We start from the raw sequence: 23010 nt of genomic DNA, 5'->3' as shown, positions 1-23010 counted from the left end.
TCATGGTGGATAGGTCGGTGTGAAATTCTTTTTCATGCGCTTATAGGCTATGGCCATGCGCACCACCTGAAACCCTGCGCAGCGCTGCACCACGGCATAGTATTCAGTCTCTTTGAAATGCACCTGATTATAGGGCATCATTTTAAGCCTGCCTTTGCAGGTGGGACAGGCGGTAAATTTGGCGCACGAACTTGGGCAGGAGGGCTTCCATACGTGCGTGCATTGCAGGCAATAGAATTTGGAGCGTGATAGCACGCCCCATTTCAGGAAGATATTTTTCTGTGCCCAAACAAAAACCTCAGGATTTATGGGCGAAAGCGTTGCGCTTAAAGCGATCAACTGTTTTTCTATTTGTGTTTTGGGTGTCATAGGTCAAAGAGTGTCAGGGCGGTCTGCGCCGCAGGTTTTACATCTTTCTTTACGGGGATAACAGTCTGGGTTTGGATTTTCGCGGCAGGAATTTCAGGCTGCGAGAAAAGGTCGGCAGCGGCGGGTGTCTGCACCACGGCTTTATAGGCTATAGGGGCAGGCGTTGGGATGGAATCATCGGTGTAGTACTTTACTGCCATGTCAAAAATTTCCTGATTGTCAAAGGCGCACAAGCCTGTTTTTTTGACCTCTGCGCCAATGTAGTGCAGACAGGATTCGACGTTCTTGGAAGCTTTGGCGTAATGGGGCGCAAAGGCGCTGTCGCCCTGCGAGAGACTGCTCAGGTAATTCTCTATTGCTTTTCTAAAATTTTCAGAAGCTTTCATAAGAATGGATTTAAGGTTGAAAATTTTCACTCAAAGAGCCTTGAATAAAGGTCGTAGCAGTACTCTTCAAAACAGAGCCAGCATACAAAAGTGTAGTGCGGCGCGCTAAATCGGTTCTCGATAGGTTCTCCAATCGCTTCTTCAAGCTGGGTTCGCATATCTTCAAGCTCATCGATATGCCCGATGTAAAATTCTTTGCAGTCCGCATTGTAGATAAACTCGGAGATCATCCCGCTTACGCAACCGCCAGTCTGCAGGTCAAGGAAAAAGGATTTCAGCTGTACGCTGCGTTTGCCGTCATACGAAGTGATGCTTCTAAGGATAATTTCATTAAAGGCATCACTTACGCGATAATCGCTGTAATTTGATTTTTGTAAGGCTTTCATAATAAAATATTTTAGGCGTGCATAATTTTTAAAAGGCGTAAGGTTTAGAAAGGCAGATCCTCGGGGTCGTCCGTGGTTTTCTGCTGTTTGAGGGCGGGTGCAGGCTTGCTGTTATCCGACTGCGCGAATACCAGTATCTTGACATCCGAGGTGTGAAAGGTCAATGTCCCGTGCGCGCGGGCATCATTTCCGATATAGACCTTCAGCCCGATGCGCCCGAAGAGCTGCACAAGGGTGCCTTTACGAAGCCACTGCGCCAGTCCTGCGCTGAGCCAATAGGAGCAGTCGATATAGGTTACAATCTTTTTCACCTCGGTGCTTCCTTTGGGTTTGTAGCTGTCGTTGACCGCTATGGAGAAGTTTACCACCTCACGGTTTTCTTTTACTTTCGCCACTGAGGCATCTTTTACAATTCGTCCTGTGATTTCCATGATTTCTAATTTTAAAATGAATACTTGTTCGAGTTTTCTTTCCATGCCCCGCAAGAAATTTTTCAAAAGAAAAAACGGGAAAAAAGAAAGCGGAAGAACAGTGTGCGAAACGAGCCGGAGTGCTATAAGCCCCGAAGGGCCGCGTAAAGCGGTTATGCGCATGCAGGAGAGGGCGGGCACTACTTTGGCTGCCCTTTTAACCCGTTTTGAATTGAAAATTTACAACTCAGCTTTTTGCGCATTTGAGATTCCGCCACAGAATAGCTACCTTAGCGGTTAGTAAGAAAAAAACAGACCGCAGGCCTTAAAAACTATGGGACCAGACCAGTATATCAGACTCTCACAGCTCAATGAGCAGATCCAGGACACGATTAATTCCCGTTTTAGGGGAAAGACGCACTGGGTGGTGGCTGATATCACCAACCATTCCTTTAAGGCCGATAAGAAGATCCATTACTTTGAGCTGGTGGAGAAAGGCGAGAAGAACAGCGCCATTACTGCCAAAATCATGGGAAAGGCTTGGGGAGAGGGGGCAGTGCACCTGTCGGATTTTGAGAAGAAGACCGGCCAGAGATTCACCAACAACCTTCATGTGCTGGTAAAGGTCAGCGTGGATTATCATCCGCTGTATGGACTTTCTGTAAATGTGCTGGATATAGATGTGAATTTTACCCTCGGAGTCTTGGAGCAGCAGCGCAACGTGACCCTTAAAAGGCTTGCTGCAGAGAATGATTTTATCACCAAAACAGCCGATGGCTATTCCACGCTTAACAGCCGTCTGCAGCTGCCCCTTGCCATTCAGAGGGTTGCCGTTATCTCAGCGAGCAACTCGGCAGGAAATGAAGATTTCCGCCATACCCTGCAGCACAATGATTTTGGGTATGCCTTCCAAATTGACGATTATTACACCATAGTGCAGGGGGACAACAATGCCAAGCTTTTCCTTGGCAAACTCATTGAAGTCTATAATACAAAAATCCCTTATGATGCCATTGTCATTACAAGGGGAGGCGGCGCACAGTCGGATTTCCTGATCTTTGACAATTACCAGATCGGGCGGGCGGTGGCTAAATTCCCGATCCCGATCATAACAGGAATCGGGCACCAGAAGAATGTGACCATCACCGACCTTATGGCCCATACCCATACCAAAACACCGACCAAAGCGGCAGAGTTCATTATTGCCCATAACCGCAGTTTTGAAATGGGGCTGCTTTCCCTGCAGCAGCTTATCGTAATCAAATCCCAGCAGCTTCTGCTGCAGCATTCCAAAGGGCTGGAAGAGCTCAAGAGAAATATATCCAAAAATTCAAGGGAGGCACTCTCTGGGCACAAGAAGCAGCTGGCCCTTGCCAACCAGAGAATCGCGGCGGACGTGAAAGACATACTGCACGGGCACCAGAGGAGGCTTTCACTGAAAGCCCAGATAACGGCGCAGCTTTCACAGAACCTGCTTCGCCGCAAAAGGAGCAATATGGAATATCTTACAGGTAATTTAAAGCTTTTTGCCGCAGGCTATCTGAAAAGCAGCAATCTTCATCTGGAGCATATGCAGAGAAGCATTGCACTGATGTCCCCGCAAAATATCCTGAGGAAAGGCTACGCGATTGTGAAAGCCAATGGGAAGATTGCCGCAGGCACCCGGGATATAAAAGAAGGGGACGATATAGAAGTCATCCTGCACGATACCATACTTAAAAGCACCGTTAAAGAAAAAATACAATACGATGGAAGAGAAACTGACTTATGAGCAGGCTTGGGAAGAGCTTGCCGCCATTTCAAAAGAAATAGAGAACGAGACCATTTCGGTGGACCAGCTTGCCGCTAAGGTGAAAAGGGCATCTGAGCTTATCGCCTTCTGCCAGGGCAGGCTTAAGGCCGCAGAGACTGAAGTGGGCAGAATAATCGACGGCATGGAAAAAGAATAATGTGGCTTGAAAATAGAGCAGCCCTGTACACGTTGACAGCTGTAAAACAAAAAAGAGCCCGAGGCTCTTTTTTGTTTTAATCATATTCTAGCTGTTAGAAGATGCGCTTGCGGTGCTTCCTGCACCTCCTGAATTATCATTGCGCCCCGTATCATAGATGGAATCATCCGCTGCTGACCCGTCGCGCTGATCGTCCCAGTCCCCTGTATTGGCATCTGCATCCTTATTGCTGCTCTTTTCAGGCGGATTTTGATATCCCTGCGCTTTTAGGGCACTGTGATACGGACATTTCTGGATATCATCGTAATTTTCTGCTGTATTTTCCATGACTGATCAATTTAAAGTTAATTATAAAAATACGGCTAGCGGATGGTATTTATTTACAGGCAGAGAGCTGGAGGTTATTTAATTTCCATTTTTGCTGACATGGCTTCTCCTATTTTTAATTTTCAGGCCCATTATCATCTGCAAATGGATCGGGAGCATTCTTCAGGCTTTCCTGAAGATCCAATAGGGCATCGGGCGAAGCGCTTTGCTGCTCGGAAGCGGGCGCTAAGGCCAGAGATCGGAAAGCGAAATCAATCGGCTTTTCCTTCCCCATCTCAAAAAAATGCACCAGATACTGTTTTTTTTCGATATCTACTGCCAGAACTTCCCCTTTGTCCCATACGGGATGCACCACCATATCCCCTTCTTTGAAAGCGGTCTCTTGGGTGTTCTTCAAGGATGCTGCGGTGGCCTGCGAGGACTGAAGGATCTCCGGGGACAGCTTTCCCTTACGCACATAAAACTCCTCCTTGATTTCAAAGAGAAACCTTGACGGGTATTTATTAAGTCCGGTAGTGAAATTAAACCCTTCGGAGTCTGTCATATAAAACCGCTTCTCGGCGCGCGTTACCGCCACATACATCAGCCTTCTTTCTTCCTCTATGGCGCGCTTTCTTCTTTCTTTGATCGATAAGGCGCTCGGGAGCACCCCTTCGGTGAAGCCGCACAGAAAGACATAGGGGAATTCAAGGCCTTTAGAGATATGTATGGTCATCAGGCGCACCTTGTCCTGATTTTCGGTGTCTTTGTCCAGATCCGTGTACAGGGCTATCTCCTGCAGGTATTCGACGATATCTACAGGGCCGTTGTTTTCTTTTTCCAAGAGCATCATCGAGCTTACGAGCTCTTTGATATTCTCGAGCCTGTCCTGGTCTCCGTCCTTGCGGTATAGTTCGGAAAGCCCGCTTTTATCAAGTATGATTTTTACAAGGTCTGAAATAGAGTTGGACTGCGCATCTTTCTTCAATTCTGATACCAGTGCCAGAAAATCGGAAGCCCCTTTTTTATTGAGTTTCTTATCCTGGAGATTATTCTCCAGCGTGTGAAGCAGCGGGAGATTCTGTTCGCCTGCCAGCAGGCTCAGCCTTTCGAGGAACTTTTTGCCGAGTCCCCTTGTCGGGTGGTTGAACATGCGCAGAAAGGAGAAATTATCCCCCTGCACGATAAGCCTTAGAAAAGAGAGCACATCTTTGATTTCCCTGCGCTCAAAAAAACGGATGCCTCCAAATATGGCATACGGGATATTTTCCTTGATCAGCGCCTGCTCGATATTTCTTGAAAGATGGTTGGAGCGGTAGAGTATGGTAATATCGGAATACGAGGCATTTTCTGTCTTCATGATTTCCTTGATTTCCGAGGCCACCCAAAAGGTTTCCTCAAAATCATTTTTGCCGTGGAAATGCACCACTTCAACGCCTTCGGGATTGTCGGTGACCATATCCTTATCCACCCTAACCGTGTTGTTTTTGATGATATGGTTGCCGACTTTCAGGATGTTGGGGGTCGAACGGTAGTTCTGGTTCATGAAGATGGTCTGGGTATCAGGGAACATCTGGTCGAATTCCACCAGATACTCGGGCTTTGCCCCGCGCCATTCGTAGATGGTCTGGTCGGGATCGCCCACAAGGAACAGGTTCTGGTGCACGCGCGAAAGCATTTCCACCAGATGGAACTGGCTGTCTGAGCTGTCCTGCGCCTCATCCACCTGTATGTAATGCAGCATTTGCTGCCACTTGGAGAGCACATCGGGATTGCTGTCCAGGATAAAAGCCGTGAAATGGATCAGATCGTCAAAATCCAGCGCATAGTTGCGTTTCTGCTTGTCCAGATATTTCTGATAGACCTGGCTGGAAAGCGAGTCCTTCTCATCGGAAGTGAAGCTTTTGTTTTCAATCATATACCCCAGATAGTCCGAGGTGCTTTTCTGTTTGGAGATGAAGCGCAGCACCTGTTTGAAGGTCAGGTTTTTTGAGTTGATATCCAATTCTGTGAAGACTTCCCTTAGGATGGTTTTCTGGTCTTCTGCATCCAGTATGATGAAATTCTTTGGATAGTGCAGCTTATTGATTTCCTCACGCAGAAAGCGCACGCAGAAGCCGTGGTAGGTGGTGATGAAACTCACATCGTAGAGATCCCCGATAAGCGCCTTGACCCTTTTTTTCATTTCCTGTGCGGCCTTATTGGTAAAGGTCACACAGAGGATGTTGGAAGAGTTGATGCCCAGCCTGTCCACAATGTAGGCAAAGCGGGAGGTAAGCGCTTTTGTTTTCCCCGACCCGGCGCCGGCAATAACGCGCACGTAGCCTTCTGTGGTTTTTACGGCCTGAAGCTGGCTCGGATTAAGGTTTTCAAGAATCGGATCGTTCATTTTAAAGGATGATTTTTTTTTGAACCCTATTTTAGCTGATGTCAGGTAAAATGAAATAGGCACGCAAATTTATGCAATTAATTGAAAAGCGCAGCGGCATTGAGCCCGATTGGCTTTGGAGGGACATTGCAATAAGATAATGCATTGCCAGTATAAAGAGCCGATTCAAATAAAAAATCCTGAAGAGGATCTGGAAATAAATGCCCTTCAGGATTTTTTGCAAACCGCTTCTGCTTTTTTTTATAAAACAGCTTAATAACTGCTGCCCATTTTCATTCCCCCTGATGCCATGGGCCGTCTTTCAGGCGCACGGTTTCTGAGGCGCTTTCCCTGGAAGGGGAATTTCCATTAAGATGATCCACTACTTCTTCAACCGTTGTTCCTGCAGCCCTTACGGCATCTTTCAATATTTCTTCAGGGACATTGAGCTTTTCTGCCCACTGCTGGATTTCTGCCTGCTGAGAGATATCGATATGCATATCATCGCTTTGTGGCATATTGTTTCTATTTTCCATGATTTTTAAATTTAATGATTTATCCAAAGTTAGCATCAAGCCGCATAATCCTGTTATATGATAAGAAAGGAATATTATAGCATTTCTATGATTATCAGCTTTTTAAAATAAGGAGCCGCATTTTTTATGTCCCGCGCACCTGCCGAAAAGTGAGGTTGATCCTAGGCAGGACTTGGCGGGCTGTTTTAGGCACCTGATGCTCCCAATAGGTATTGGTGCTTCCCGCCATCATCAGAAAGCTGCCGTGGTGCAGTGGAATTTCTATCGGCTCGATGTGCTTGAGGGTCTTATGCCGCAGGCGGAATAGGCGGGTTTCCCCAAAAGTCACAGAGGCAATGTTCATGTTCTTGTTGCTGGAAGAAGTTTTGTCGCTGTGCCATCCCACACCGTCTGTGCCGTCCCTGTAAAGGTTCAGCAGCACGGCATTAAAGTTTATGCGGGTCTCATCCTGCACGCGCTCCCTGATCTGGAGCAGCTCCAAGGGCCAGTGGGGATTGGATTTGCGCTCAGGCCTGCCAGAATCGCCATACCAGCAGATCATGCGCGGTGCGGTAACGACCTTGTCATACATAGGCATTTCATATTCCCTCCACTGCGTGCCATGGTATAAAACATTGTAATAATGGTCGGATTCCTGTTTATTGAAAAAATTATCAATCAGCAGCAGCTCGGCATCAGGGGCGTCAAATATCCTTCTGCCGCCATTGCCTGATGAAAAAATTTCAGTGTCATCAAAAAGCATCATTTTGTTTAGTTTTTCAGTTCACATTCAGACTGCCGGCATGCCGGAGGCCTGTCCACTGCTCATTTTAAGCCGCGGGATATTGATTTCATGTTCCTGCGGATAGGGTGCGCGATGGGTCATGCTCACATCCTCGCGTATTTTCTGCTGGGCCCTGTATTTCCAATCGTTCTCATGCTCATAGCGCGGATCGGGTATAAAGGGCATTTTAGCCATCTTTATGACCGTTATGGTCGGGAAATGGTAATCCACCTCGACATTGCCCAGCAGCAGGTAGCATCCCCCTCCCTGAAAGGGGTATGCCGAGAGGCTGTCTGTAAAATGTGCCGTATCGAACATATCCCCTCTGGCATCTATCCAAGTGCCGAAATACATAGCGCCCATCTTTGTGGGCACATGCTTGCGCGAGATGAGATAGGCCAGCATCCGCACCTGTTTTTTATGATGGGCCAAAAGGTCTTGCGCCATCACATTGCCCCTGAAAGGGGTCTGAAGCAGATCAAAAGGGGAACACGAGACAGGGAAACCCAGCAGTTCAATCTCATCAAAAGCATCTTCAAAAGCGGAGCGCTCCAGCTGCGGCAGTATAAATTCCTTAACAGGCTCCTGAAGCAGCAGCGGGGTACGGGGTTTAAAGTTTACCAGAATTAGGCGGGTAATCACCAGCAGCTGGTTTTTTGTCTTGCCGGTGAACCGGAACGCGCCGATGAAAATCAGGATCTGTATGGCTTCGATTCCGATTGCTATGCGGTTGATAAAATCCTCAAGGGACTTGTACAGCCCGTTTTTTTCGCGTTCCTGCTGAATGAGAAGCGCTGTTTTGGATTCCAGGCCCTGCAGATGCATAAAACCCAGATATACATCAGAGCCATACAGAGTGGTTTGGATTTCACTTTTATTCACACAGGGATTGTGCACGGTGGCCCCAGACATCCTAGCTTCATGCACATATACTTCGGTGCGGTAGAAACCGCCCTGATTGTTGATCACTGCCACCATAAACTCGATTGGATAATGCACCTTCAGATACAGGCTCTGATAGCTTTCCACGGCATAGGAAGCCGAGTGCGCCTTACAGAAGGAATAGCCTGCAAAGGACTCGATCTGGCGGTATATTTCAGCGCTCAGCGCGATGGGATGCCCTTGGGCCCTGCAGGATTCAAAGAAGTTATCCTTTACCTTCTGCAGTGCGGCTTTGGAACGCCCTTTTCCTGACATGGCGCGCCGGAGGATATCCCCGTCAGCAGCTGTAAGGCCTCCATAGTGCTGGGCAATCTTGATCACGTCTTCCTGATATACCATAATGCCGTAGGTTTCCCCGAGCTGCTGCTGGAATACGGGATGGAAATATTCAAACCTGTCGGGATGGTTGTGCCTGAAGATATACTCTTTCATCATTCCAGACTGTGCCACTCCGGGACGTATGATGGATGAGGCGGCCACAAGGGTTTTGTAATTGTCGCATTTCAGTCGCCGCAGAAGGCCCCTCATGGCCGGGCTTTCGATGTAGAAACAGCCTATGGTTCTGCCTATGGAAAGAAACCTGTTGCAGCTCTTTTCATCTTTTGACATCCTGGTGTCACGGATGTTGATGCGTATGCCGCGGTTCTTCTCAATAAGCTTTACGCTGTCGTCAATATGCCCGATCCCGCGCTGGCTCAGGATGTCAAACTTTTCAAGTCCGATATCTTCGGCCGTCTGCATGTCAAAAAGCACTATAGGGAAGCCCTTTGGGGGCATCTCCAGAACTGAATAATTAGTAATGGGCTCCTCGGAGATGAGTATGCCGCAGGAATGCATGCTTCTCTGGTTGGGATATCCCTCGAGCATCATTCCATACTGCTGCACCTCGCGGACCACTTCATTGGTGGGATGCAGCGCCATAGGGTTTTTGGCCAATGCATCGAGCTCTTCTTTTGGAAGCCCGAAGACCTTGCCGACCTCACGGAATATGGAGCGGTATTTGAATTCCACATTGGTGCCGCAGAAAGCCACATGATCATAGCCGTAGCGGGAGAAGATATATTCCAGGATAACATCCCTTTCCTTCCAGCTCCAGTCAATATCAAAATCCGGAGGGCTCTTGCGGTTCAGGTTCAGGAAACGCTCAAAGTAGAGATCCAGCTCCAAAGGGCAGATATCGGTAATCCCAAGGCAGTAGGCAATAATGCTGTTGGCCCCGCTGCCGCGTCCTATATGCAGGAATCCCTGAGAATTGCTAAAGCGTATAATATCCCATGTGATTAAAAAATAGCCGCTGAATTCCAGCTGGTCAATTACTTTGAGTTCCCGCAGCATCCTTGATTTTGCCTCTGCATTATTGTTTCCATAGCGCCATTCCAGTCCCTGCTGGGCCAGGGTGGTGAGAAGCTGCAAGTCGTCTTTTCTGCTGTTGGTATAGAATTTTTTATTTTTCGGCGTTTTGAAATCAAATTCAAAATGGCACTGTTCAATTATTTCTTTTGTATTGGAGATGATCTGGGGGTAGCCGTCATAGCATTTAAGGATCCTGTCCAGACCCACCATGACTTCTGTCTGCCTGCAGCAGTCTGTTTGGGAGAGGCGTGAAAAAACTACATTCAGGTCTATGGCCCGCAGTATCTTATGGAGTTTGTATTGGGTTTTAGTGCGGAAGGTGACAGGCTGCAGCACCACCATGCTGTCTGCTTTGGTCTTCCAATTGCCCATAACCAGTGAAGGGCGCTGTTCGGGGCGCAGGCCGATAAACTCATGCTCTCTTAATACAGAGGGCACATTCTCCAAGGGATAGATGACAAAAACATTTTCAAAGGCTGGAGCGATTAAGGGAAGTTCTGTGTTGTCAAAATTATGCCGGGTCAGAAAACGGTTCATTTCTGCAAGACCTGCCGCATTTTTCGCCAGTCCGATATAACGCAGGGCATTGCCGGAGCGGAATTCCATTCCCACGATGGGCTTGATGCCCGCAGCCTGGCATCCCTTTATAAAGTCGTAAATCCCAGTGGCGGTATTGATATCAGTCAGTGCCATAGCCCTGATGCCCAAGTCCGAAGCTTTGGATATCAGGTCCTCAAGCGGTATGGTGCCATAGCGCAGGGAATGGAAGGAATGGCAGTTGAGATACATTTACTCTGATTTTCGTTTTAATATTTCATTTTTGGTATTGGGCTTAAAGGAAGCGCCTGCGCACCGCATTACCGCATCAAAACCGTAACGGTTCTTCATGCGGTCCATGGCCTGATAGAGTGCCAGCATTTCTTCGGTGTCATTGAAAATGTCAATCTGATAGGTCCCGCGCACCAGTCCGCTGAACGTAACTCCAATCAGCCGCAGCCTCATACGGCGCTGGTATAATTTATCAAAAAGATCCTGCACAATTTTGGCCAGTATGTGATCAGCCGAAGTGTGCTGCACACGGCATTGTTTTGTTTCTGTGTCAAAATTTGCGTAACGTATCTTCACTTTTACAGCGGAAGCCAGCCACGCCTCGGAACGCAGCTGGTAAGAGAGTTTCTCCACCATGCCCAGCAGCACACGGTTTAATTTCGCAATGTCAATGGTATCCTGAGAAAAGGTATGTTCTGTGGAAATCGACTTTCTTTCCGTGTAAGGCTCTACCGGATTATTGTCGATGCCGTTAGCCTTTTTCCATAGCTCGATGCCGTTCTGGCCGATCATGCGCTGCAGCGATTCGGCCGGCATTTCTGAAAGGGTCTTTATGGTGCGGATCCCGATGCGCGAGAGCAGCTGGAAAGTCTTATCGCCCACCATCGGTATTTTGCGGACCGAAAGGGGATTTAAAAAAGCCTGCACCAGATGTTCGGGTATTTCAAGGTTCTGCTTCTGCTTGCCTTCTCCCGTGCCGATTTTCGATACGGTTTTATTGACTGAAAGGGCAAAGGTTAGCGGGAGGCCTGTTTGTTTTGTGATGCGCTGCGCCAGCTCATCGGTCCACTTATAGCTCCCGTAGAATTTATCCATTCCGGTAATGTCCAGATAAAACTCGTCGATGCTGGCTTTTTCCACCACGGGCGCTTTTTCCTGGATTATTTCTGTCACTTCGTGCGAGAGCCTTGAATAGAGTTCCATATCGCCTTTCATCACTTTTGCCTGAGGGCACAGCCTGAGCGCCATCTGGATAGGCATAGCCGAGCGCACTCCGAATTTTCGGGCTTCATAAGAGCACGAAGCCACCACGCCTCTTTCGCCTCCGCCGATAATCAATGGAATTCCGTTAAGCTGGGAATTGGCAAGCCTTTCGCAGGATACGAAAAACGTATTCATGTCAATGTGTACAATTGCCCTGTTCATAGTTTCTATTCATTTATGCAGATCAAAATTAGCTGCAGATGATAACAATTTTTAAAAATATGATGTTATAAATAGTAACAAAATTATAAAAGCCTTATTTTTAAGGGGATTTAAATTGGTGCTTTTTAGAGCAGTTTCTTCTTTATTCAGAAATTACGCAAAAGCTTTTTAAAAGTTTAAAACTGTCTGTTACTTTTTGGATAAGTCCATTTGGATTGGAGTACCAATAAAATGCGATTTAGATGTTAAGTTTTTTAAAATCAAATGTTTAGGGTGCCTTTTTTTAAGGTAAAGAAAATTTTCTTACATTTATGATGCCGGCTGCATATGGATGATTGCCCCTACGCCAAAGTTTTACAAAAGCTTATATTGCCCGGTATAAATTTTTGCGGATTTTAATTATTTAACTCACTGCATAATTTTTTAAGCTATGCCACAAAAGCACCATTCCCCTATAGCTATTCTTCTGGCAGAGGACGATGAGACGACAGCATTCTTTTTTTGGAAGCGCTCAGGGACTCGATCCTGAAATAGCCGTAAAGGTGTCCCAGGACGGACAGCAGCTTGTGGAGGATTTTCTCAAGTTCCAAAGGGAGCAGCCAGACATTTTATATCTTGATATCAACATGCCTTTGAAGAATGGCTTTGAATGCCTGAAGGAAATTAAGGACAGCGGCAGCTTCCAGGGCATGAAAACAGTTGTGCTTTCCACCAGCAGCAGCACGGCGCATATTGAAATATCCTATCGGCTGGGTGCTGGCTTTTATGCGGTTAATCCCGGCTCATTCCGGCAGCTTAAGAAGCTGCTTGCGCAAATACTGGCCATAGACTTGAATGCAGTGGGGCGTAGTAAAAAACTTTCCTCTGCCTGCCAAAAATATAAATGCCCTTTAACAGCGTTCAAGCGGGCAGTTTCTGCTTGATGCTGGTCTTAAATTTTGGGAATAATTAGACCGCCTGCTGAATTTCAGAAGATTCCTGGCCGGTAATTTATTCATCTTGGGTGTCCTGCAGGGATTCTGCCGACGGCTGCTGTGCTGTCTTTTTCATCAGGATATAAAAATCCCTAAGATGCCACCAGGCAGGACATCGGTCCATAGGCCCTGTAAAGTTTCTGATGGTCGTGTAGCAGCTCCTTAAGAAAACCTGCGTATCGGTAATCTTTGCCCATGGGGTCCATTCCACTTCTTTTGGGGGAGGATTGTTTTCAAAATGGCGTTTTATGTCTTCGTAATTCATGCCGTAAAATTATATAAAAACCCTGCATCAAGCAAGGCGTGAAGCGGTTCTTGACCTAATGTTCGAACTGTTTTATTCACATTATATTCTTGCCTTCAAATTTTGATTCAGGCTTTGAATACTGTAAGATTATTGAAAGATCTTGTAATTGCAACTCTTTAAATGACACTAAATTTGTCTTTATACTGGTAATGATACTGTTTAAATCAGTCAGAAAATACACTGGCTGGCGGGGTTCGTCTGTATGTTCTGTCCCAAATGATTGAGTTAATTGCCATATGCTTTTCAGGCAAGCGCCGGCCGCCAAAGGGCTCCCTTTGTAGGGAGTTTTTTTTGTGTGCAGGATTCAGGCGTATACTATTTTTTAATTATGATTAAATCCCAAAGTTAACTAGTCCTAGATCCTTTACACCGCAATTAGAAAACAAACGCATTTGGAACTTACCACAGTAAATTAGTAACTTGGCAATAATAAAGCAAGTGCCTTAATAAAACTAAAATAACAGATATGCCTTATAAAAATATACTGCTTATTGATGATGACATTGACGATATGCAGCTTTTCACCGAAGCAGTGCAAGCCGTAAATAGAGATGTCGTATACCGCGCAGAACTAAATCCATCTCGTGCCTATGAGCAGTTAGCCGCCTCAGAGGATCTCCCAGATATTATCTTTCTGGATTATAATATGCCCGTTGTAAATGGTCTTGAGTTTATAAAGCGCATGCGTAATGCAGAGAAGTTAAAGAATATTGATGTTATCGTCCTTTCGACTCCGCCTGAAGAAGTAATGGTGCAGTGGTTCGAGCGAAACAACACCGTGGTGAAATACATATCCAAGCCCAATACATTTGAGGAGCTTAAAGAGATACTGGCAGGACTGATTTGAATCGTTCTACTTTTTTATATATTCTCTTGTTTTAGCCTTCGAAAGCTAAGTTTGTCTGAAAATCAGCATTTGTAAAAGGAGCAGCTGATTAGATCATTTTTCTCTCAACGCGTAAGGCAGTATGCTCATGGCGAAAGAAATGGGTTTACTCCAGCAAGACCCGTGTGATGCAGCCTAAGTCTTGCTGACAAGTCCTTTGCCTCAAAATGCAGACCGCTTAGAAAAGTTTTTACCTGCAGTCCCGATGTGGCATTGCTGGAAATGTAGAAGATTTCTTCTTTCTGCTTTTCCGGTGCGGCTGAAACAGATAGGCCAGATTCCAGTTTCATGGGCTTGAAAAGCTTGACCACATGGGCATCGGGAAGCAGTGCCGCAGTGATTTTATAAGTCATGGCATAGCTGAGACCCGAAAGCAGTGATTTGGGATCAAGAATAAGCCCGCTTGTATGGATCACCGTTCTGCCAGTCATATCGGGAAGTCCGGAAATGACGGCTTCCAGATCATGTTTCGGGACAAAGAGTATCACTAGATCTGACTCAGCGCAGTGCTCCAAGGTGCTGAGCTTAATGCTTTCTTCTTTTGAAATCGTTTCCCTTACCAGTGTATTGCCTCTTGGATTATGGACAAGAACAGTATGCCCTTTTTTTGAAGCCCTGAAGGCCAGCTCCAGAGTGAGGGTTCCGATTCCAATGATTCCTATTTTCATACGTTAAGGTTAGGTTAGAATTATTCGGAAGTATTGGAGAGTCTTTCTATCTTTCTCTATAATATATTATCCGAGTAAAATAACAATATCATTAATAATAAGCGGAAACCTTATAAGACTTGCTTATTTTTCTACTATTCTGTTTAGCTATTGTTTAACTGTCTAAATTTAAGCAGTATTTTACAGAATGGAGCAGGTATTTTTACTGTTTTTACGCAGTTTTTAATTTGTCAGCAGATTTCTTATTAAGACAGTTTTTTTTGTGGTTCAGCAGGCGAAGGAAAAAATGAAAGTACCTATAAAAACCGATGGTATATAACTTTTATGGACAGCTTATTTAGAGTTATGGCAGTGTTAAAACTGGCATATTACTGAACCTATATCCAGCAGACCTCACATATGCTGACTTTTGATTCTCAAAAAAGTTATGTACCACGTTTATATCAGAAAGTTACCAGTCAGTTTAAGCCGTTATGAAAAATGATGTTGCTTGACAGGATTATTTTTCTTCCTATTCAGTATCAGAATCGATATTAATTCAAATGAAAAATTTGACTATGTCCTGCGTAAAATTCATTAATGAAAAGCATAAAATCTGATTTGATAAAGATATTAACAAGATTAGAGCAATGTTCTGCGCTTTGAGCCGATATGCTTTTTCGCTGATCCATATTCTCTCCGCTAATATAATGGACATTGAAATTCTTATGTATTTCCAGAGCACGCATGCCATCATTATCTCCAATCCAAAGCACCGCATTTGGCATCTCAATTTTAAAAAAAATTAAGAGCATACTGGTAATCTCATTTTTATTTACATTATCATGAGATTCTCCCCAGTTTGTTTCAATCCAAAATCCTGTATTCATACAATATCATTTATTTAGGCTTATATGAAGTTTTCTGTATATTTGGTTTAGAAGTCCTGTTGGGGATTGATGCAAAAAATATAAAAACTAAATAATTTGTGACAGTGGACTAATATACAATTGTACAAATATAATGAAGCATGTAAAGAATATTATTAATTGTATTTTATATCCACTGAATTAATAGTTCCGTTAAATTTAAATGGGGCTTTATCATAATAAGATTGTGAAACAGGAGACCCCAAATCTGTTCCTATATCTAAACATTCATTTGCCGTGAAGCCAAGCGTAATTAAAATTGGAATTTCCCCTTTTGCAACTTCTTTGCCATTCGCTTTAATTGTGAGATCCGCAGAATGAAGCATTTTGGATAATGGACTAGCTTTGGGCTGCAGGGTCACTTCTATAACTGCCTTGCCGGGTTTCAGTTTTTCTTTACTTGAAATCTTTGTGCGTTTGACTTCAAAGAGATTATATTCGTATTTAATAATTCCATCTTCAACAAAACAGGTTAAACCTCCTGAAAAAGCGCCTAAAGCAAAGAGGACACCATTGCCATTTTCTGGAACCTCAGCGTTTACAATAATGGTGTTTGGACGGTTTCCAATTTTTGGGGCTGAAAATTCAGGTATACGTGTAATTTCTCCTTGATAATGAAACGAGTTGGCTGGATTTTGTATAGCATCTTCAGGGTGATAAATAGTCCAGAGACCACCGCCAATAGGCAGATTCTTATTTTCGGCAGACTGAATTAGAAAGAGCTGTTTTAAATCGTCCAGCTTTTCAGGATTTTTTGTCGCAAGATCATTTGCCTGAGTAAAGTCTTCTTCCAAGTTGTATAACTCCCATTTGTCTTTATCGGGCGTCCAGGTTGCCAGTCCGGGTGTAACGGCAACCCACGGAATTCTTGGTCCAAATGTACAGGCAAACCATCCGTCGCTGTAAATGCCACGGCTTCCCATAATATCAAAAAACTGGGTTTTCTTTTGGGTTTTAGCATCAGCGTTATTAAAAGAATAAAGCATGCTCACACCATCAATAGGATCCTGCTGAAAACCATTTACAGAAACTGGCGGTTTGATTTTAAGAATTTCATAAATAGTTGGCGCAATATCATTTACATGCGAGAATTGACTGTGCGGCTTTTTGTCGGGTTTAATGCCTTTTGGCCACGAAACCGCAAGAGGCTGACGGATTCCTCCAAAATAAGCACCCTGAAGTTTTGTTCCTTTATAAGGTGTACTTCCTGCCCAAGCCCAGCCTGCATGGTACATATTATCAGCTTTAGGTGTTCCGAGAACTTTCAGTCCGCCCAATTCGTCCATGGCTTTAATATGATCTTCTACTTTTGTCGGAATCTGATTCTGGGCCAGCAGTTCGCTAATTGTTCCCAATTGTCCCTCCGAACTGGATCCATTGTCTCCCCAGATATAGAATACTAAAGTATTTTCGCGTATTCCTAATCTTTCCAGTTCTTCTATAATTCTTCCTGCATCATAATCGGCCTGTTCGGCAAAACCTGCAAAAATTTCCATCAGCCTTCGTTGAAAAGGCTTTTCAGTTTCTGGGATACTTTCCCACGATGCCATGGTTTCCGGTCTTGCTGTTAATTGTGCGTTTTGTGGAATCCAGCCTTGTTTTTTCTGTCTGGCAAAAGTTCGCTCGCGATATTTATCCCAACCGTCATCAAATTTGCCTTTGTATTTATCTGCCCATTTTGACAGCGTATGATGCGGGCCATGAACAGCACCAGTTGCCCAATACATAAAAAAAGGTTTTTGAGGTTCAAGTGCCTGATGGTTATCAATCCATTCAATAGCATTGTCTGCCAAATCATCAGACAAATGATATCCTTCTTCAGGAGTTTTTGGCGGATTGACAAAAGTGGTGTTTTTTACTAATGTAGGTTCATATTGAGAAGCTTCTCCGGCAAGAAAGCCATAGAAATATTCGAATCCGTAACCAGTAGGCCAATAATCAAAAGGCCCTGCTTTTGTGGTTTGTGAAGCAGGCGAATTATGCCATTTTCCAAATGCAGATGTACTATAGCCATAATTTTTCAAAATTTCAGCAATAGTAGCAGAAGTTTTAGGGATTACACCGCTAAAGCCATCAAAATCATTACTTAATTCGGTGATCTGACCGTTTCCAACGCGTGTGTGATTTCGTCCTGTAAGCAATGAAGCTCTTGTTGGAGAGCACATTGCCGTTGAATGAAATCTATTGTATGAAATACCGGAACCTGCAATTTTAGAAAGGGTAGGCGTGTGCACTTCACCTCCATAGGTATCAGGAAGTCCTGGACCTGCATCATCAATTAAAATAATAAGAATATTAGGGGCATCTGGCGGAAGATGTTTTTCTTCGACACGGCGTTTATGCACAGATTCAGCCAAAGTCCTTCCTGGAATAGACGCAGTCGGGGTTGGCGGAAATGGTAAAACATTCTGAGCATACAATGCCGCTGAATTTGCAAGAAGTATAACTAAATAAAGGATTTGTTTTTTCATAAGGCAGTTATAATTATTCCATATAAAATTAACCCTAATTCTTTATGTAAAACTCATAACTTTGTTGCAAATTATAAAATGAAACCATTTTTAAGAAATGAACATAGTGAAATTGTTGATTTCATGGATAAGAAACAGTTTGTGGTAGCACTATTTCTTAGAAGCAAAAAATGAATGTACTTATTGTTCTATAAAGTATAAAAAAAATGGCGCCAATTGTCTTGAATTGGCGCCATTTGGCTTTTGTGACCCGTAAAGGACAGATTACAAACCATTTTATGGAGGATCTGACGAGATTGTCTTACTGGAAGTAGAGGCTGTCTTTCATTGGCTTTATGAATTTGGTTTAGATGTCCTGCTGGGGATTGACGAAAAAAAATCTAAAACTTAATTGGTTAATGCCCGTATACGAACATACAATTCTAAAAATATTATGGAGGATTTGAAAAGATTGTTTATTCTTTAACGGAGTTGTCTTTTTTTGGCTCTATAAATTATCCTCCGAAGTGTAAAAATATAAATCCAGATGAATAGAGTTCAACGGTTCTATAAAATATATTTAATATTATAGAAATCACCTGAAGAAACTGTGCAAAGCAGGATGGACAGAAATTTGATTCCTCAATGAAGCCTCTAGCAGGCCAGCCTTCACCTGATGCGAAACCCTCTTCAGAGGATCTGGAATACCAGGTCAAGTACCAGTGTGCTTTTGAAACGGCTTTGTAGGCGCTTCCTACAGTAGATATCTATCGTTTTAGGGCTGCCACCATTGAAGATCTTGGATAACCAGGATAATGACATAATAGCCAATTCCAAAGTGGCCGATCCCAAGCTGGAAGCCATACAGCCAACAGTTCACACCATATATAACAGCTTTTTTCCGATTTGAGCAACCGCAAATTTTAGGCTGTAAATGCTTGAAAAATTTACACATAGTGCATAAAAAAAGAGACAACTATGTGGCAAGTTGTCTGCTTAAGTCCAGAAAGGACAAATTTCGCACCATTTTATGGAGGATTTGAAAAGATTGTCTTATTACAAGTAAAAATTTTAATTTATAAGAAATAAAATCCTGAATATTAGTAGGTTTGCATTTTAATAATGGTATCTTTGAGCAATTAAATACATTAAAATGCAAGAAGGTACAGTAAAATTTTTCAATGAAGAAAAAGGATTCGGATTCATAACCCCTAATAATGGAGGAGCTGAAATTTTTGCTCACGCTTCAGGCCTGTCAGAAAACATCCGCCAAGACGACGCAGTTCGATATGATATCCAGGAAGGCCGCAAAGGTCCAAACGCAGTAAACGTAATCGTAGCATAACCATACTATCACAGTTAACTTGTAAAGCACCTTTATCAGGTGCTTTATTATTTTAAGGATATCGCTAAAATTGTCTTCACTGATAGAAGGTTTAAAATTTAAAGATGCCTTTTTTTATAATAACCTTGCGGACCGCTAGAAATATCTTTATAACCAGAATTGCCTTTTTAGGATTCAATGCTTTCTGAAAAAGAATGGATTTTTTACCTGATCATATTTTTGTAAAATTCATGTAATTTTGTAAACACATGGCTTAAAAATGTAAATTATCCAAGAGGCTTGCTGTAAATTTGCTGTATAAATTATTGCAGTATGAAATTTTTAGGAACAAAACTACACGGTTACCTCGACTATTCAATTGTCAATATCGTATCGATTGTGGCATATTCGCCTCTTGCTTCCATTGCCGGCTACTCAGCATCTAAAGCGGCTCTTTTTTCTGCAACTTTATCCGCACGCACAGAACTTGCAAAAAAAGGAGTTGCCGTCCACATGGTGAATCCGGGTGCGATTGATACTGATATGAACAAGGAAAGTGATTGGGATATGCCCTCTGCTGATGGTATCGCAAAAATAATACTGGATAAAACAGAGGCTGGACAATTGGATATTGTTCCTGACGAAATGGGATTGGGCATGTTCAAAATATGGAAAGAAGAGCCTTCAAAATTAGCAGAAATGTTTGGACAGATTTATCACAACAAATAGACCCTATATCTAATTAGTTACAACAGAGCACTAGAAGTTCTGCTTCTGATTATAAATTCCTTAACTTCCTCTCGGGCGTGGCACGTAATCCATTGTCGGGCAGCCTGGTCGGCAATGCGCTCCGCAATAAATGAAAAGCCGCGCCCATCTTATTATAAAATAAGCTGAGGACGAGAATACGCTGGAAAATTAATCTTCCGCAGAAGCTGGCTATTTTTGATAAGGGCATCATTCAAAGTTTTTCATTCTATTTTATCGGTCCCCTTTATTTATTCTGATCACTGTGAAGCTCATCATCTTTGAGCTCTCCGATTTCAAATTTCTTGTTTACCGGGTTGTCCTGATCCAATTCAATAGTTTTGAATTGGTCGTTTTTTGATTCGCCGCTGTCCGGATTGACTTCAGTTTCAAAGCCTTCAGATGGATCATGTTTCTAAAATCGTTTTCAATATCCTGCTCTGTCAAATCCTTTGATTCGCTATTTGGTTCATTGTCCAGGTTTTCAGAATCGTAGGGATTGCTGTTTAGATCTGTGCTTCGGGCTGAATTAAGGTGGTTATCATGCGCCTGATCATTTGATGTTATTGTTTTGGATTTATTTTCCATGACAGTAAGTTTTTAAGCTTTCCTAAAATTAAAAAAAAGGTAAGCGGTTTCATTAGAAAAGTGCGCCCAGATTTTACAGGATTATGGCCATAACCGGCGAGGAAAGCCAGCCGCTCCAGTTACGGGCTCACTTGGCTAGGGTATTAGTAGGGACACTATAACAATTTAAAGAATTGCGCGTTATATTCTTTGTGTAATGAAAGAAAAGTCGTAGATTACATACATAGGTATGCCATTTGTACCGAAACACAGTTTATGACTGATTAAGTATTATGCTTTCAAAGCAGTAAAAGCAGTTGAGACGGCAGCAGCAACCCAGCGGAATTATGAAACACAGCAAAGCTGCAACTTTTCCGCATTCATTACATACCTTTAGCAATCTGTAATTTTTTAATAGAATATGATGTCCAAAGAGATAATAAAAAGAAATAACGTTACCATAAAGGGGAGTGGCCGCCAGGTTATGCTCTTTGCCCACGGATTTTGATGCGATCAGAATATGTGGCGCTTTGTCACCCCAGCATTTGAGCAGGAGTATAAAATAGTTCTCTCTGATTATGTCGGATGCGGGAAATCCGATATTGAAGCTTATAACCCAGAGCGTTATTCGAGCCTTCACGGCTACGCACAGGACGTATTGGAAATATGTGCTGCCATTGAAGCCGAAGACATTATTTTTGTAGGACATAGTGTAAGCGCCATGATTGGGCTGCTGGCAGCAGTTGAAAATCCTGATATTTTCTCATGCATGGTTTTCATCGGCCCGTCAGCCCGGTATATTAATGATGTGGACTACACTGGAGGGTTTACCCGTGAAGACCTTGAAGGGCTCCTGGAGGTGATGGACAATAACTTTATTGGATGGGCAAACTTCTTAGCGCCTGTTGTGATGAAAAATGAGGACCGCGCTGAACTGACAGAGGAATTAAAAGAAAGCTTCTGTTCCACTGACCCTGTGATTACAAGGCGCTTTGCAGAGGTGACCTTTTTTTCAGACAACAGGGCAGACCTTTCTAATTTAACTATGCCGTGCCTGGTACTGCAATGTTCGGATGACGCTATTGCGCCTGAAGAAGTCGGACAGTACATTCACGAGAAAATAAAAGGAAGCACATTTGAGAAAATGGATGCTACCGGTCACTGCCCGCATATGAGCCATCCTTAGGAGACCATCGAACTGATCCGTAAATTTCTAAACCAGACAACTTATTAATCCCGACAACCAAAATCTTTATTGGGAAGGTATGTTTAATGCCGTTCCGTGCTTCCTGTTGTCATTTTCCGAGGATGGAAAGATAATCAGGATAAACGCCGAGGCACGATTAAAATTAGGAATTGAGCAACTTGATATTGCCGGGAGCCAGTTTGAGCTGCTGCTGACTGTCGGGAGCCGCATATTTTTTCAGACCCATTTTTATCCGCTGATAAAAATGCAGGGTTCTGCACGTGAAATTTTCCTTACTTTTAAGACCGCCAATGGGGGTTCAATACCTGTTTTACTAAATGTGGATGTTATTCACAGCGGAGAAATTTCGGAATTTTTCTGTGCTGGCATGATAATTTCCAACAGAAACCGATTTGAAAAAGAGCTTCTGGAAGCAAAAAGGGTTGCTGAGGAAACACTGGCTGAAAACGCAGAACTGAACGCTGTTAAAAATTCTTTGCTGCAGCACCAAAAAGAGCTGGAACTTCAGTTCAGGACACTAAAATCCCTAAAAGAGCAGCAGCAGGAAATATTTAAAATTATCACGCATGATCTTCAGGAGCCTCTGCGCAAAACCGTATTTACCGGAAATTTTCTTTTGGAAGAGCATTTAGGGGCCCAAAGCGATACGGCAGATAAGCTCAGGAAAATCATCGGGTACAATACTGAAATGCGTGAAATGCTCTTAACGCTGCAGCGCTATGAAGAACTGGATAATAAAAACCCTGTGCACAAATCCATACAGCTTGAAGCTGTAATACAGCAAGCCATAAGACAGTTAAATAGTGATGATGGCAGCATTATGATCACCTATCCTTCGCTAAGCCCCGTTTTTTATGCCGACAAGGACCTGCTTATACGTTTTTTTGTCGAACTGTTCCGCAACTCGATAAATAACAGAGATCCCCAAAGAGACCGGCTGGAAATAAAAATTTCTATAATCGAGACAAAAAAAAATGTTTTTGTAGAATCTTACAACAAGTACCAATACGAAAAATTTGTCAAGCTTACCTATACCGATAACGGACAAGGCTTCCTGACCGATTCTTCTTTGGTATTCCAGATTCTGCAGAAGTCTGCACATTTTAATAAAATAAACATTGGAATGGCATTTTGCAGGCGAATTGTAGAGAAACATATGGGCAGCATTGTTGCAAAATCTGTAAAAGGAAATGGTGTGGGCTACACGATATTCTTTCCTCAGCAATAATG

At 43.5% G+C, this 23010-nt stretch carries 23 protein-coding genes; 8 read left to right on the top strand and 15 right to left on the bottom strand.

The window, feature by feature from the left end; all coding sequences use genetic code 11:
• The 4 genes from EG814_RS21190 to EG814_RS09410 are packed head-to-tail and all read right to left on the bottom strand — an operon-like array spanning position 1 to position 1617.
• Positions 1–369, bottom strand: a complete 369-nt coding sequence (locus EG814_RS21190) for a hypothetical protein (RefSeq protein WP_235830945.1) — start codon at positions 367–369, stop codon at positions 1–3.
• Positions 366–755 carry a Cas9 inhibitor AcrIIA9 family protein gene (locus EG814_RS09420; protein ID WP_125721215.1) on the bottom strand — a complete coding sequence of 130 codons (390 nt, stop codon included), beginning with the start codon at positions 753–755 and terminating at the stop codon, positions 366–368. The genes EG814_RS21190 and EG814_RS09420 overlap by 4 nt, the downstream gene beginning before the upstream one ends.
• A 26-nt stretch (positions 756–781) precedes the next feature.
• Positions 782–1141: a DUF7222 domain-containing protein gene (locus EG814_RS09415; protein WP_125721212.1), complete on the bottom strand. Its 360-nt coding sequence runs from the start codon at positions 1139–1141 to the stop codon at positions 782–784.
• A gap of 44 nt (positions 1142–1185) precedes the next feature.
• A complete protein-coding gene (locus tag EG814_RS09410; RefSeq protein ID WP_235830944.1) occupies positions 1186–1617 on the bottom strand; it encodes a single-stranded DNA-binding protein in 432 nt (143 codons plus the stop codon).
• Between the two features lie 268 nt (positions 1618–1885).
• Between EG814_RS09410 and xseA the strand changes: the two genes are divergently transcribed.
• Both xseA and xseB read left to right on the top strand, forming a co-directional pair.
• Positions 1886–3322, top strand: a complete 1437-nt coding sequence (gene xseA, locus EG814_RS09405; protein WP_125721210.1) for an exodeoxyribonuclease VII large subunit — start codon at positions 1886–1888, stop codon at positions 3320–3322.
• A complete protein-coding gene (gene xseB, locus EG814_RS09400) occupies positions 3300–3500 on the top strand; it encodes an exodeoxyribonuclease VII small subunit (protein ID WP_125721208.1) in 201 nt (66 codons plus the stop codon). The genes xseA and xseB overlap by 23 nt, the downstream gene beginning before the upstream one ends.
• Positions 3501–3587: 87 nt before the next feature.
• On the opposite strand, the gene EG814_RS09395 is transcribed toward xseB, so the two are convergent.
• The 6 genes from EG814_RS09395 to dinB all read right to left on the bottom strand — a co-directional run bounded on the left by EG814_RS09395 (position 3588) and on the right by dinB (position 11742).
• Positions 3588–3827, bottom strand: a complete 240-nt coding sequence (locus EG814_RS09395; RefSeq protein ID WP_125721206.1) for a hypothetical protein — start codon at positions 3825–3827, stop codon at positions 3588–3590.
• Between the two features lie 115 nt (positions 3828–3942).
• Entirely contained in the window at positions 3943–6195 is a 2253-nt protein-coding gene (locus tag EG814_RS09390) for an ATP-dependent helicase (protein WP_125721203.1), read from the bottom strand.
• Positions 6196–6467: 272 nt separating this feature from the next.
• Complete coding sequence (locus EG814_RS09385) at positions 6468–6710, bottom strand: DUF3606 domain-containing protein (RefSeq protein WP_125721201.1); 243 nt, start codon at positions 6708–6710, stop codon at positions 6468–6470.
• A gap of 124 nt (positions 6711–6834) precedes the next feature.
• Positions 6835–7455, bottom strand: a complete 621-nt coding sequence (locus EG814_RS09380) for an alpha-ketoglutarate-dependent dioxygenase AlkB family protein (protein ID WP_125721199.1) — start codon at positions 7453–7455, stop codon at positions 6835–6837.
• Between the two features lie 24 nt (positions 7456–7479).
• Entirely contained in the window at positions 7480–10557 is a 3078-nt protein-coding gene (locus tag EG814_RS09375; protein WP_125721197.1) for a DNA polymerase III subunit alpha, read from the bottom strand.
• Complete coding sequence (gene dinB / locus EG814_RS09370) at positions 10558–11742, bottom strand: DNA polymerase IV (RefSeq protein WP_125721195.1); 1185 nt, start codon at positions 11740–11742, stop codon at positions 10558–10560. It lies immediately after the preceding gene.
• Between the two features lie 479 nt (positions 11743–12221).
• On the opposite strand from dinB, the gene EG814_RS09365 reads away from it, so the two are divergent.
• Positions 12222–12665 carry a response regulator gene (locus EG814_RS09365; RefSeq protein ID WP_125721193.1) on the top strand — a complete coding sequence of 148 codons (444 nt, stop codon included), beginning with the start codon at positions 12222–12224 and terminating at the stop codon, positions 12663–12665.
• Between the two features lie 67 nt (positions 12666–12732).
• Here the strand turns inward: EG814_RS09365 and EG814_RS09360 are convergent, their stop codons facing one another.
• The gene (locus EG814_RS09360) at positions 12733–12981 is read right to left on the bottom strand and encodes a DUF6965 family protein (RefSeq protein ID WP_125721191.1); all 249 of its coding nucleotides are present in this window, start codon (positions 12979–12981) and stop codon (positions 12733–12735) included.
• Between the two features lie 508 nt (positions 12982–13489).
• Between EG814_RS09360 and EG814_RS09355 the strand changes: the two genes are divergently transcribed.
• Positions 13490–13870, top strand: a complete 381-nt coding sequence (locus EG814_RS09355; RefSeq protein ID WP_125721189.1) for a response regulator — start codon at positions 13490–13492, stop codon at positions 13868–13870.
• 125 nt (positions 13871–13995) lie between these two features.
• Here the strand turns inward: EG814_RS09355 and EG814_RS09350 are convergent, their stop codons facing one another.
• The 3 genes from EG814_RS09350 to EG814_RS09340 all read right to left on the bottom strand — a co-directional run bounded on the left by EG814_RS09350 (position 13996) and on the right by EG814_RS09340 (position 17956).
• Positions 13996–14577: an NAD(P)-binding domain-containing protein gene (locus EG814_RS09350; RefSeq protein WP_125721187.1), complete on the bottom strand. Its 582-nt coding sequence runs from the start codon at positions 14575–14577 to the stop codon at positions 13996–13998.
• 533 nt (positions 14578–15110) lie between these two features.
• Positions 15111–15446, bottom strand: coding sequence for a hypothetical protein (locus tag EG814_RS09345; RefSeq protein WP_125721185.1), 336 nt, complete (start codon positions 15444–15446; stop codon positions 15111–15113).
• Positions 15447–15601: 155 nt separating this feature from the next.
• Complete coding sequence (locus EG814_RS09340; protein ID WP_125721183.1) at positions 15602–17956, bottom strand: arylsulfatase; 2355 nt, start codon at positions 17954–17956, stop codon at positions 15602–15604.
• A 1132-nt stretch (positions 17957–19088) separates the two neighbouring features.
• On the opposite strand from EG814_RS09340, the gene EG814_RS09335 reads away from it, so the two are divergent.
• Positions 19089–19280, top strand: coding sequence for a cold-shock protein (locus EG814_RS09335; RefSeq protein WP_125721181.1), 192 nt, complete (start codon positions 19089–19091; stop codon positions 19278–19280).
• 312 nt (positions 19281–19592) lie between these two features.
• On the top strand, positions 19593–19988 hold the full coding sequence (locus tag EG814_RS09330) for an SDR family NAD(P)-dependent oxidoreductase (protein ID WP_125721179.1): 396 nt from the start codon (positions 19593–19595) through the stop codon (positions 19986–19988).
• Positions 19989–20315: 327 nt separating this feature from the next.
• Here the strand turns inward: EG814_RS09330 and EG814_RS09325 are convergent, their stop codons facing one another.
• On the bottom strand, positions 20316–20594 hold the full coding sequence (locus EG814_RS09325; protein WP_125721177.1) for a hypothetical protein: 279 nt from the start codon (positions 20592–20594) through the stop codon (positions 20316–20318).
• Between the two features lie 499 nt (positions 20595–21093).
• Here EG814_RS09325 and EG814_RS09320 point away from each other — a divergent pair, with 499 nt between their 5' ends.
• Both EG814_RS09320 and EG814_RS09315 read left to right on the top strand, forming a co-directional pair.
• Positions 21094–21759 carry an alpha/beta fold hydrolase gene (locus EG814_RS09320; RefSeq protein ID WP_235830943.1) on the top strand — a complete coding sequence of 222 codons (666 nt, stop codon included), beginning with the start codon at positions 21094–21096 and terminating at the stop codon, positions 21757–21759.
• Positions 21760–21838: 79 nt separating this feature from the next.
• A complete protein-coding gene (locus EG814_RS09315; protein WP_125721175.1) occupies positions 21839–23008 on the top strand; it encodes a hypothetical protein in 1170 nt (389 codons plus the stop codon).
• The last annotated feature ends 2 nt before the right edge of the window (positions 23009–23010 follow it).

The organism is Flavobacterium ustbae (assembly GCF_003946915.1).
GTDB classification, from domain to species: domain Bacteria; phylum Bacteroidota; class Bacteroidia; order Flavobacteriales; family Flavobacteriaceae; genus Flavobacterium; species Flavobacterium ustbae.
This window is presented reverse-complemented; position numbering and strand designations above follow the sequence as displayed.